Genomic DNA, 12,814 nt, shown 5'->3' on the forward strand with positions numbered 1-12,814 from the left:
AGGCAATCGCGACTATGCGGGTCTGCTCATTGTGGAACGTCTGCTGGAAAAGCCTTCAAATTCCCTGGGTGCTTCACTGGTCGATTCTCGGCTCGCAAAATCTTTCAGCGTCTCAGTAGGCAGCTTTAAGGGATTCGGCTTGATGACTTGCCAGGCAGAACTGCCCCATAATACATCCCGAAATACGATCCAGGACATGATCCATGTGGCATTGGTAAATCTGAAAACCATTTCTGATGCAGAATTCAATGCCGCCCGAAACCAGAAGTTGTCCAGCCTGTATTCCGCATTTTACAACCGCTCAAGCATGGCGACTTCATTTGGCGGCGCATTTGCCCACGCCGATGATCCCTTGCTATATCCAAAATTGATACAAGATCTTAAATCCATCCGCGCAGAAGATATTCCGCGCATCATCGATCAATATCTGAAAGATGACAATTCAATCACCCACTCCCTCACAGAGATAGAAAAAAAAGAACTGCCTCCGAAAAAGCCCCGAACCTTTGGATACTATTCAGGTATAGTATTGGCATTGGTCGGTATTCTAACGCTGTTGGGCGGTATTGTCGCACTATTTGTATGGAAAATAAAAAAATGGCAGAGAAAGGCCAGGATCAGGATGACTTTCTCCACTTCTCAAAAGGTGACACTCAATGAAACGATTTTTAGCCCTGATATTTAGCTTTGTTCTACTTGGCACCCTATCTGCGTTTGCCGAGATCCCTAACCACCACATCTTTTATCGCATCGACAAACGCGCCCCCCTCACCAGAATTGAAATTGTCTTTCTCGGCGCGGGAAGTGGTGCGGAACACCCTTCGCAGATTGGCCTTGCAAAAACAGTCGAAAAATTGATTTGGGAAATAGCAAAAAAACAGGGGCACCTGGATCAACTCGAAGCATTGGGCACCCATCTGAATATCACGACCAGCACTGAATACCAGACCATCTCCATTTATGGCTTATCCGAGCACAGTGGCAAAGCAATAGAAATAGTCCGCGACCTGATATATAATCTCGCGTTTACAGAGTATGATCTGAAATATGTAAAAGCACAACTAAGTGCCGATTACAAAAATGAGATCAAAAGATCAAACTATAGGCTGATGAAAAATCTGGCACTGTCACAAACCCTTGGCATCATGAAAATGCGCTCATTAAAAACGCTGAATGATCTCTCATTGGACGACGTCAGACAATACGCGGATCAACTCCTGAAAACAGACGTGGTATTCTTTAAGGTCATTTCAGACCGCGATTCCACTGAAATTGCCAACGCACTGCGTCCATTAACAGAAGAAAGGAAGATGCGCGGGCAGGCGGGCGGCTTTGTACATTCATTGAATTTACCATCAACAAATGCCAAAGTTGGTCCCACGGCTTTTATTTTTCAAAATTATTCACACTTAAAAAATGTATTCTGTCGTTGGCTGATTCCCTCCGGCCGAACGGGTGAAGAAAATTATATTCCAAACATGATATCGGACACGCTTGGCCGATATCCTGAGTCCAGATTGCTCTATAAATATTTCAGAGGAGAATTGAAATTGGTCTATGGGACTTCTACTCGGTATCTATCCGAACAAAATGCCCGATATATCGAAATCTATGCCGATCCCCAACTCCATAATAGCGAAGAATTGATCACAAAAATGTACGACTTCATCCAAAACCTGCCCGACAACCCTCGCTTTTGGGAAACACTCAAAGAACACCGTGAAACTGACGATATATCTTTTGTCCACGACAGAACACCACAGCAAAGCCTCAACCGCGAGGTAAACAGAGCCATTTACAAATCACCGCGCCGCAAAGGCGGATTTGATGCCGTTACCGACGATGAAGTCCGCGCCTTTCTCGAAAAATACTTTGTGCCGCAGAATATGATCATGATCTTCGTCGGCCCCAGGGATCACATTACCGAAATCCTGAACACCCATTTGCCCGAAGTCGATATTCGCGTTCACAATACCAAAGAACTGATCGAATAAAAAAGCCCACTCGCTCCCCAGCAGGTGGGCTTTTCTTTCTTACTTCACACTTCCTACTTCACACTTCCTAATACCCATTCTCCAAAAACCCATTCAAATCCTCCAACCCCATCCCCTCAATCCCCAACTCGCGCACGCTGCGCCCTGAAGTCCACCCATCAAAACCCATCACCACAGATGCAATATCCACCAGCCCGCGCATCAACGGCGCCTCCACCCCGTATTGCGCGCCCACATCGTGCCAGGCTGAAAGACCGTAGGGAATATCCTCCGTGAGCCATCGGCTCTCCAGCGATCCCGGTGCCTTGAGTTGCGTCAGCATCCGGCTGCCATTAATCGCGGCCCACAAATCCCCCTTCGGACCAAAACCCGCCCGATAAAACGCCTCATCAGCCGCCACCAGATCATACCCCAAAGCCTTTGCAATCGCTCTGCGCTCGGCATCCACAGCCATAATCGTCTTCGCCACAGACGGGGAAACCCCCTCCTCGTAAAAATAGAACTCCCCGTGAGAATACTCAATCCGCCCCGCATTCATCAACACACCCGCGGGATGCACAACCGGATTCATCGCAGACAAACCACACGCCATCACCGTCGGATACGTCTGAATCCCCGGAAAAAAAGGCGATAAACGCTCGCGCACACGCTCAGTCTCCGTCGCCGGCAAAACCCCCAAACCCAACCCCGTCACAGTACCCCAAATCGTCGCCGTATCCGGCGCAGTCTTCCGACACACATAAGGCGCAGTATCCACCTCGGCAAGCGCGACACCCGCCACACCCCGTTCCCACAACAGCGTCGCCCATTCCAGCGTACCCAGCGTACCCGGCATCAGCACCACCGTATGCTCGGGGCCCAGATAGGGCGCACACGCCAGCGCAAACGGTTTATGCGCATACGCTGGCACAATCACCAGAATCAGATCCGAAGCATTCAGTGCCGCCTCAATATCCGTGGTCAAAGAGTGAACCTTCGCCGCCCCTGTCTCCTCAACACCCTCCAGATGAATCACCCCACTATCGCGCACGGGATCAAGCATCTCTCTGAAATCCGGCAATTCGCAAAGCGTAACGCCAAACCCCTTCAAAGTCAGATTCGCAGCCGCGGCAAACGCCGTATTACCCCCACCCAAAATTGTAATATGTTCAGACATAGTCCTATCTCTCCTCACTCTTCATCGCCCACTGTTGCTTCTTCTCTCTCATCTCCGCATTCAAATCCACCTCGCGATGCGGCGTCTGGTTCGCGCTATCCTTCACCCACTCACCTTCGCGCTTCTCTACAGGCTGTCGCTGTGCCACATCTATAATCCCAAATGGGCGATGAGGCTCCTTCTGATACCAATAAGCCACAGACGCCATCTCATTCGCCAGATGATTCCCGTGACCGTGCTCAATCGTCACCTTAATCTCCTTTTCAAACCGCACCGGATTGGTCAAATGAAACACATAAGACGTCTGATACCCGCCCGTATTCCGCTCGTAAATCGACGACCCATTCATCAAAAACGCATTATCCTGCATCCCCCACGCCTGATTGAGATAATCCTCGCTACCTGTACCGTGCAACTCAGGCGGCCATTTGTATCCATCCACCCAGATCATATCATCGCCCTCGCCCCACCACGTCCCCTGAAAATTCGTCACCGACAAATTGCACCCAATATAATGCCCAACCCCTGTCGCCTCCAGAATCGCGTAATTGCCATCCCACGCCTGCCGCTCAACATTGACGATATTCGCCTCTGGCGTATTGACGCGAATCTCATGCCCCCAACCATCGCAGGGATTCTCTCGGTGAAATTGCGCGTGAAAATACGCCGTATCTTCTCCCCAGGGATCGTCGTACAACTCGTAATCCACATAAAAATATTGCCGATAAGACTCATCGCCCTCATTCGTCACCTCAATGCGCGCAGAACGATTAAACGGCATCAGCAAATAGCAATTCAGCGCGGCATTGGGCACAAACTGATTCTCGCGCTGGGCATTGGCAGACGCGGAAAAGGGCAGCGACTGAAAAGACGTGGAAATACCGTGTCCCAAACAAAAGAAATCACCCAGCGGCACCTCGACACTCGGATCGTCTTCACCATCCCAAAACATCTTTAAAACCACATTGCGAAAAGCACCATCCCCGCTTTGCGTCATCCAGATATGCGTAATACAACCCGGTCCCTTAAGATCGGCCAACACCCGCGTCTCCCCGCCCTCAATAACCCATGCATCGCCATTGCGTCCGCTAATATCCCACGACGATGCCCGCAGTGTCCTGGCCTTTTTGGTCTGTGTAAGTGAAGCGAGCAAATGAGCGTCCATCTCTCCTCCTTATTAAAAATTAACTTCCCTATCAACGCTCAGAATATTCGGAATTTTACCCACCGCGTCAAAGGGTTTTTTTACAAAAAAACAATACGTAAAAAAATGCATTGTTTCCCTATCGCACATGCGAAACCCATTTCTCCCAGCCTCCGCTTTTTTGCTCTAAATCTCGCATATACAGGTAATTGGACGCACGCACAACACAATGCGGGTAAAGTTACAATTTAAGCACATTTGGTATTGACTTTTTTCATAGACCACCATATATTGTGTTTGCAGTTGTTAGTGAAAATTCATCCACTCTCCCCCTTTACCTGCTTTTTACAGATAAGTTGTTATTTTTTTCGGGAAGACAAATCCATTATTCGCAGTCTCTCCCCACCTCTGCGATTGGGATTTCCAACCTCATGTTTTCCCGATTTGTTGTCTTGAAATATATCCCCAACTCATCTCTTCAACCCTCCCCGTTGCGATCTTTGTGCAGCGGTTACGGGTTTATTTTTTCTGTCAGAACGCGCGGGAGTAGTTTCGCATTTGGGAGGCATGCATGGCCGAAATAGTTGACACTTTACTGGAAGCGGTTGGTTTTGCGGTACGCAAACGCGATGGTCGGATCGTGGATTTTGACCGCGCGCGCATTGAACGCGCGATTGAGGCGGCATTTAGAGCCGAGTTGGGCTTGTCCAACGATCATTCATTGCCGCCCAAAATCGAAGCCGATGTGTCGGAACTCACCGACGCTGTTATTGCTGAAATTGAGGGGGAACTGCACGAACCGGATGACAGCGTGGATGTCGAACGCATTCAGGACAAAGTCGAAATCCACTTAATGCGCGCAGGCCACTTTGCCGTCGCGCGGCGCTACATCGTCTATCGAGAAGACCACAAAAAAGCCCGCGTACTCAGCGGCAAAGAAGAACCCCAGGACCCCAACGCGCCCAAACTGCGCGTACAAACAGCCGACGGCAAGCGCGAACCCCTCGATGCCAACCGCATTCGCGCCGAAGTATTTGCCGTTTGCGATGACGAGGTAGATCCCCAGGCCCTGCTCGACGAAATATATCGCTCCCTCTACGACGACATCAAACCCGACGATATCGAACGCGCCATGATATTGGCAGCGCGCAGCCGCGTGGAAAAAGAACCCGCCTATAGCAAAGTTGCCATGCGATTGCTCCTCAACGTGATCTATCGCCATGCCCTGGGGTTCAAACCCGCGATAGAAAACAGGGACACAGCCTGTCGGCAGGGATTTGCAAAATTTATTGAAACCGGCATTGAAAACGACCGTTTAGACCCCAAATTGCGCGTATTTGACCTGGAGCGTCTGTCCGCGGCATTAAAACCCGAGCGCGATGAAGACTTTGAATACCTGGGCGTACAAACCATTTTTGATCGCTATTTGCTCCACGTCAACGAGCGCCGCATTGAAACCCCGCAGTTCTTCTGGATGCGCGTGGCAATGGGTCTCGCCTGGGACGAAGACGACAAAGAAACGCGCGCCATTCAATTTTACGAAGTACTGTCTTCCTTCCGATTCGTCTCTGCCACACCCACCCTGTTCAATGCCGGTACTCTGCATCCGCAGCTATCCTCGTGTTATCTGTCAACCGCGCAAGATGATCTGGAACACATATTCAAAATGGTATCCGACAATGCCAAATTATCCAAATGGGCGGGTGGTCTGGGCAATGACTGGACAAATGTGCGCGCCACAAATTCCTATATCCGCGGCACAAATGGCAGAAGCCAGGGCGTCATTCCATTTTTGAAAGTCATAAACGACACCGCCGTTGCCGTCAACCAGGGCGGAAAACGCAAGGGCGCGGTATGCTCCTATCTGGAAACCTGGCACCTGGATATTGAGGACTTTCTGGAACTGCGCAAAAACACGGGTGATGACCGCCGTCGCACACACGACATGAACACGGCCAACTGGATCCCCGACCTGTTTATGAAACGCGTCATGGAAAAGGGATCCTGGACCCTGTTCAGCCCGGATGAAGTCCCCGACCTGCACGATCTGTACGGCAAAGCATTTGAAGAAAAATACCTCACCTATGAACAAAAAGCCGAAGCCGGTGAACTGCAACAATCTCGCCAGATCGATGCCGTGCAATTGTGGCGAAAAATGTTGTCCATGCTCTTTGAAACCGGACACCCGTGGATCACATTTAAAGACCCGTCCAACATCCGCTCCCCGCAGGATCACGCGGGCGTTGTCCACAGCTCGAATTTATGTACTGAAATACTGTTGAACACGAGCCGCGAAGAAACCGCGGTGTGCAATCTCGGCTCTGTAAATCTCGTGGCACACATCACACCCACGGGCCTCAACCGCGAGTTGTTGGAAGACACGATATCCACCGCGCTTCGAATGCTGGACAACGTAATCGACATCAATTTCTATCCCACAGAAGAAGCCGCCACATCCAACAAACGCCACCGCCCCGTGGGCCTGGGCGTGATGGGATTTCAGGACGCACTCTACCCGTTGAATTTGCCCTACGATTCGCAAGGCGCAGTTGACTTTGCCGACATCAGCATGGAAATGATCTCGTACTACGCGATCCTCGCCTCAACGCGCCTGGCCGAAGAACGCGGCACATACCATTCCTACATCGGTTCAAAATGGGACCGCGGCATTTTGCCCATCGATACCCTGACCGTGTTGGGACAGGAACGGGGGGCGTACCTCGAAGTCGATACCTCCGCGCGCCTGGACTGGAATGTGGTGCGCGAGGCTGTCGCCAAACACGGCATGCGAAACAGCAACGTCATGGCCATTGCCCCAACCGCCACCATATCGAACATCTCGGGCGTGACACAATCCATCGAGCCGATGTATCGCAACCTGTATGTAAAAGCAAATCTATCCGGTGACTTCACAGTATTAAATCCCTACATGGTCAATGCGTTAAAAGCACGCGACCTGTGGGATGACCAGATGGTAGATGACCTGAAATACTACGACGGCTCAGTCCAGGAAATCGACCGCGTGCCGCAAGATGTGAAAGACCTCTACAAAACCGCATTTGAAGTAGCCCCCGAATGGCTCATCGAATGCGCCAGCCGCCGGCAAAAGTGGATCGACATGGGCCAATCCCTGAACCTGTACATCGCAGCCCCCAGCGGCAAAGCACTGGACGACATGTACAAACTCGCCTGGATACGCGGGCTGAAAACCACGTACTACTTGCGCTCACTCGCCGCGACCCAGATCGAAAAATCCACCATGGACATCAACAAACGCGGCGTCCAGCCCCGGTGGATGCAGTCCAAATCCGCTTCGAGCGATGTGCAAGTACAACGCGAAGACGCACCTGTTGAAACAGACGCGTCTCTCAATGGACAGGTACACCAAGCACCTGCCACCCCAGGCCCAACAGCCGAGGCGTGCGATATTACAGATGGGACATGTGAGGCGTGTCAGTAGGGTGGTTAGAAATAGGGATTGCTACTTTGGAGGTATTATGAATTAAAAACTTATAAATAAGAGAAGGTCGTGTCTTTCACGGAGACACGACCTTCAAAGATCTAATAAGTACTGACTTGACTGCATCAGTTGGCTGAATTTATGACAATTCTAATATCCTGACAAGTGTAAAATCAAGCGGTTTGGTGTAAAAATTTAAGCGTAGTACAAATTTTAACAAGGCAGATAAATTTTCGGAGGATTCCGATGAGCAATAAATACCTTATCGTTGATACAAACGTGCTGCTTCATTACCAGCCAATCAATCAGATTAACTGGTCGAAAATCTCGGGATGTGAGAATCCCATAATCTATGTGCCTCTTATAGTCATCGAAGAACTTGACAAGCATAAGGATCAACACAGGCTTGCCAAGATGCGAGAACGAGCGAGAAAGACTCTCGCACTAATTGATAAGGTCATCGGCGACAAATTCTCTGGAGATCTGAGAGAAGGTGTGCAGTTGATCGTCGAATCGGTGCCTCCAAAGGTGGACTGGGAAGAGCTAAAGCTGGAAAAAAACAAACCAGACCATCAGGTCATCGCGTCTGCTTTTGCAAAGAATTCTGATTCCAATCAAGTGGCTGTAGTCCATAGAGACTATACTATTAAGCTGACTTTAAGAAGACTGAAATTACAATCCCTTGAACTCCCGGCAGAACTACTGTTGGAGGACGCCGTTGATGAATCAGATCGTGAGATTAAAACTCTTCGCCTTGAAAATGAGCGCCTCAAGTCGCGGTTACCCAAACTTTGTCTGGAGTCAGGAAAGAATTCGAATCGAGGCTTGATAGTAGTAGGCCCAAAGCTTCATCCTTATTCACCGACCGAACTCGAGGATATTCTACAGAGACTCCGTGGGAAGTATCCTTTGATGGAGATGGAGAACACTCAGAACGAATATCTTTCGAGACCGGGGGCAATCCCCAGTAGCACAGCGAGCCTGACTCTCTCCAGGGGCATAACAAGCATGTCCACCCCCAAGAACATAGCGGATATGTTAAATAAATCGGACCTGTTAAATAAATCGGTGATTACCAATGAACAACGGAAACACTACAACGATGAGTTATATGCATTCTTTGAGGAATACCGAAACTGGCTCATCCAAACGAGAGGTATTGAAATTCAGAGGTCCCTATTTAGGCCGCTCGACCTCTGGATTTTCAACAGTGGGTCTTGTCCGGCACAAGATGTGGATGTGAAGGTCCGGTTCCCCAATTTTGTAAGTGTTTCAATAGACGAAAATTCTCTGTACCTACCCCCTGAGCCAAAACCACCCGAACGACCAAAACCAAAAAACATATTCGAATCTTACTTAACCCCAGATTTTCGAACCGACCTGTCATCACTTCATTTTCGATCATTATCAGATTTAAACCGCCTTACAAACTTCCAGCCAGAAGCGTCAATATACGAAGACGATAGGGGCACCTGCGTGGCCATGCATTGGGATAATCTTAAGCACGGCTATCGTTATCAGATATCGCCAATACCACATGTGCAGTTTGAATCCTATGAATTCGTTAAGAGTTTTCAGTTAGAATATTGGATTAGCGCAGCGAATTTATCCTCTGCCCGCGAGGGTACGTTTAATGTTGAAGTTAGGATAGATTAGCCAAGGTGGGGATACTGGTATAAAAAAGGCTAAAGGCATCAATGAAAAAAGATGGGTCAAGTCCAAAAAGTTCTGTAAAATAGTAGCTCCGTGATATAGGGGTCAGAGCGTTTATTTTTAATCCGTCATGTCCAGATAGCGTCTGCCGGTGATCCACTCATCAGACCATTCCATACACAACGCACCGATCAGACGTTCACAAGCCTGCCGGTTGGGGAAGATCTGCACGACATCGGCACGTCTTTTGATCTCACGATTGAGTCTCTCCAACAGGTTGGTCGTACGAATGCGTCTTTGGTGCTTTTGTGGAAAGTGGAAGCAGGCCAGAGCATGGATGATATCCTGGTCTATCTTCTCCACCACATTGGGCAGTATCTCTTCATAGGTGTCCATCAAGGAAGATAGGCGCTCTTGTGCACTGGCCTGATCGGGTGCATTGAAAACGTCTTTGAGAGCCTGTGCAACTTCGCGTTGATACTTAGGCGGTGTGATACCTTTGATATTTCGGTGAAAGTGCGTTTGACAATGCTGCCAAGATGCCCCCTGAAAGTGTCGTTTGATGGCATTTTGTAAGCCTTCGTGATGCTCAGAGATAACCAGATGCACACCCTTTAACCCACGCTTTTTAAGGTCTTTAAACAAGGCCGCATACACAGCTTCTGTCTCAGTGTGCGCCACGGCAATGGCCAAAATGTCTCGGTGCCCACTCCCTGAGATCCCAGAAACGATTAAGACGGCCTCAGAAGCGACCTGTCCAAGAGATCGGATGTGGAGATAAGTCGCATCAATGATCAGATAAGGGTATGCTTGCTCAAGGGGACGCCCCCGCCAGGCAGTAATGTCTGCATCAAGGTCTTGACAAAGTTCACTGACCTGAGACTTTGAGACGCTGGTCCCACATAAGGCTTCTGTGATCTTTGTCACTTTGCGTGTGGAGACCCCTTGCACATACGCCTTTTGAAGGGCAAGAATCAGCGCTTTTTCACTGCGTTGAAACCGTGAGAATAACTCGCTGCTAAATCGCCCTTCCCGATCTTGAGGAACGCACAGTTCGATACGGCCTACGCGCGTCTTGAGAACACGCGGTTTATACCCATTACGGTAGCCCGTACGGTCGCTGGTTCTTTGATAGGGTTCTGCTTGTAAAAACGACGTGATCTCCGCTTCGAGGAACTGCTGGAGGAAGCGTGTGATGGCCTGATTGAGAAAATCAGGGTCATTCAAAAGTGCAAATTGCTCTCTTTGAGTAATTTTAATATCTTTGGGGTAAGTCATCGTAGCCTCCAAGGTTAGGGTTTATACTTCGTTCACCCCTATTTTAAGATTTTTCTCGGAGCTACGGTGACTTTTTACTTTTTACAGAAATATAGGGACGCTATCAAAAGATGCCTGCGATGAGTGCTGTCACCGCAGGCAATAAACCCTTAACACGAAGGGAGGTGAATTATATGAGAATTACCAGAAGAACCGCAGTAAGACGACTACCGAGACGAAGAATTCCGGTAACATTCGAGGTTAAAACGGTTCTAAAATGTGGTAGCCGAACCACTACGAGGACCAGAAGGGTCACAAGATACATATAATCACCGTCATAGATATACAAAAATCTGCAACTACCGGCAATACTGCTCATTTTAGCAGTATTGCCACTTACCCTATTCAAAGGAGTTAGATATGGCATGCAGGGTCGGAATCACTACAGATCCCAATAGGCGCAAACGTGAGTGGGAGACTCAGTATCCCACTCTTAGGAATTGGATGATTATGGGGCAATATAACACCAAGTCCGAAGCGCAAAAGAGGGAAAATGAGGTTGCTCTCTTATATGGATGTGTATCCGCGCCTGGGGGAGCAGGTAACGAATATGATACCTGGTATGTGTATAAATTCGACTATTAACTTCTAATATCAGGTCTTCGATGTTTTGATGCGCTTTTCGTTTGCCTACGATGTATAAAACTCGTTGAAGCAACAAAATGAAGGCTCGCCTAACTGGATCCGAGGCGAGCCTTCGTTCTTTTCTGGCAAAATGTGGCAGTCGGTGAAAAGAGTGCCTACGATGACACGCAAATAGTGTCACTCCGGCACATATAGACACTACTGGTAAAACTTTTCCATTTGATTTGACAAGGGAAAAGACCAATCTGTACTCAATGGACAGTACTTAATTTTTATTCAAAATTAAGTATTAAAACCACGCTATTATGGATAATATTATTCTTTCCTGCTACCTACGATAGCAGAGAGTAAATTTTGGGATTATATACAATATTACTGGAGGGTAATATGAAAAGAGGGGAACGCAACTTGCGTTCCCCTCTTTTAGTTGGACTATCCGGTGCGTAAAGAGTAACAGTTTAGTTATTGACTTCTATGCCTACCAGCGAAAAAACCAATAACTAAAGTCAATAGGGAAACTATCGATTCAATAAGATATGGTGCAGGATTTTCAACAAATATAAGAATAAACAACACAACCAAAAGAACTACTGCAATTAAACCCATTATATTGTTTGATATGTTGTCTTTTCCACCCCAAATTTTTCCTAATAAGCCTTGAGCCTGGGCCTCTTTCTTTAATTGAAACTCAAAAGCCTCATCTTCAACAGAAGCCTTATTTATTTTGGGGGCGTCTTCGGGAGAAATATGAAACTCAGAAGGCGGCTCTGACATTTTTTAATCCCTGTTTATCCTTTTCAAATAGTACTCTTTTATATCTTTGTTTAATATATGTGCGTTTCTGAATCCCTCTGCTTTTTTCCATGTTTTATCCCATGGTGTGTCTTCTCGGTGTGTTATATCAGAAAGTTGCAGCCCCGTATATTCTCCGTAAACCTCCCAAATTTTATCCAACAAAGCACGAGTGTATTTATCGTCTTGATCTATCTCCGGAGTTGTGATATTTGTGCGGAGTTCTCCATCAACATCGGAAAAGTCAACATCCTGTGCGGGTTCTGTTATTGGATTTCTCCCAAAGTGCTTAAAATGGTGGTAAAGCGACGGGAATACTGGACCATATTGCCACGCCTCGGCGAACTCGTCGTCAACTAATGGAAGACCATCAGGCGGGTTATCTCTTGCAGTAAAAGCGAGATGATACCCATGGGCGATATACACAAGTTTTTGTATCATCAATGGTGTTACTTCAACACCATCCTTCTTGGCAAGGTCTAAAAAGTAATTTGCCACAGCAAATGCAGAGTAACCCATATACATCCTCCTTGATTACTCTCTCATCAGAACGGGAGAGGGGGATTATTAGATTGTATTATTGTGATTATTACAGGAATTTGAAATATATTAACATAGAAAGGAAATGGGATCATGTCAAGGAATTTAACCAACGTTTCTAACGCTTCTAACGCGGTCATATATGCTAACGCTACGAACATACGAACCTACAA

General features: G+C 47.9%; 9 protein-coding genes. 4 read left to right on the forward strand and 5 right to left on the reverse strand.

The features are described from left to right. The coding region (locus tag OXH16_04475; protein ID MCY3680628.1) for a hypothetical protein at nt 1-685 on the forward strand (685 nt) is incomplete at its 5' end. Then, complete coding sequence (locus tag OXH16_04480) at nt 657-1,994, forward strand: insulinase family protein (protein MCY3680629.1); 1,338 nt, start codon at nt 657-659, stop codon at nt 1,992-1,994. The genes OXH16_04475 and OXH16_04480, both read left to right, overlap by 29 nt. 67 nt (nt 1,995-2,061) lie before the next feature. Here OXH16_04480 and OXH16_04485 read toward each other — a convergent pair whose 3' ends face one another. After that, nucleotides 2,062-3,150 carry an NAD/NADP octopine/nopaline dehydrogenase family protein gene (locus OXH16_04485; GenBank protein MCY3680630.1) on the reverse strand — a complete coding sequence of 363 codons (1,089 nt, stop codon included), beginning with the start codon at nt 3,148-3,150 and terminating at the stop codon, nt 2,062-2,064. A gap of 4 nt (nt 3,151-3,154) precedes the next feature. Continuing rightward, on the reverse strand, nt 3,155-4,315 hold the full coding sequence (locus OXH16_04490; protein MCY3680631.1) for a DUF2961 domain-containing protein: 1,161 nt from the start codon (nt 4,313-4,315) through the stop codon (nt 3,155-3,157). 550 nt (nt 4,316-4,865) lie between these two features. On the opposite strand from OXH16_04490, the gene OXH16_04495 reads away from it, so the two are divergent. Both OXH16_04495 and OXH16_04500 read left to right on the forward strand, forming a co-directional pair. After that, on the forward strand, nt 4,866-7,754 hold the full coding sequence (locus OXH16_04495) for a ribonucleoside-diphosphate reductase subunit alpha (GenBank protein ID MCY3680632.1): 2,889 nt from the start codon (nt 4,866-4,868) through the stop codon (nt 7,752-7,754). 246 nt (nt 7,755-8,000) lie between these two features. Further along, on the forward strand, nt 8,001-9,410 hold the full coding sequence (locus OXH16_04500; GenBank protein ID MCY3680633.1) for a PIN domain-containing protein: 1,410 nt from the start codon (nt 8,001-8,003) through the stop codon (nt 9,408-9,410). A 117-nt stretch (nt 9,411-9,527) separates the two neighbouring features. Here the strand turns inward: OXH16_04500 and OXH16_04505 are convergent, their stop codons facing one another. The 3 genes from OXH16_04505 to OXH16_04515 form a co-directional block, all read right to left on the reverse strand. Continuing rightward, on the reverse strand, nt 9,528-10,685 hold the full coding sequence (locus OXH16_04505; GenBank protein ID MCY3680634.1) for an IS256 family transposase: 1,158 nt from the start codon (nt 10,683-10,685) through the stop codon (nt 9,528-9,530). 1,086 nt (nt 10,686-11,771) lie between these two features. Beyond that, a complete protein-coding gene (locus tag OXH16_04510; GenBank protein MCY3680635.1) occupies nt 11,772-12,083 on the reverse strand; it encodes a hypothetical protein in 312 nt (103 codons plus the stop codon). A gap of 3 nt (nt 12,084-12,086) precedes the next feature. After that, nucleotides 12,087-12,620, reverse strand: coding sequence for a DUF4065 domain-containing protein (locus tag OXH16_04515; protein ID MCY3680636.1), 534 nt, complete (start codon nt 12,618-12,620; stop codon nt 12,087-12,089). Nucleotides 12,621-12,814: the final 194 nt, after the last annotated feature.

Source organism: Gemmatimonadota bacterium (genome assembly GCA_026705765.1).
Taxonomy (GTDB): Bacteria; Latescibacterota; UBA2968; order UBA2968; family UBA2968; genus VXRD01.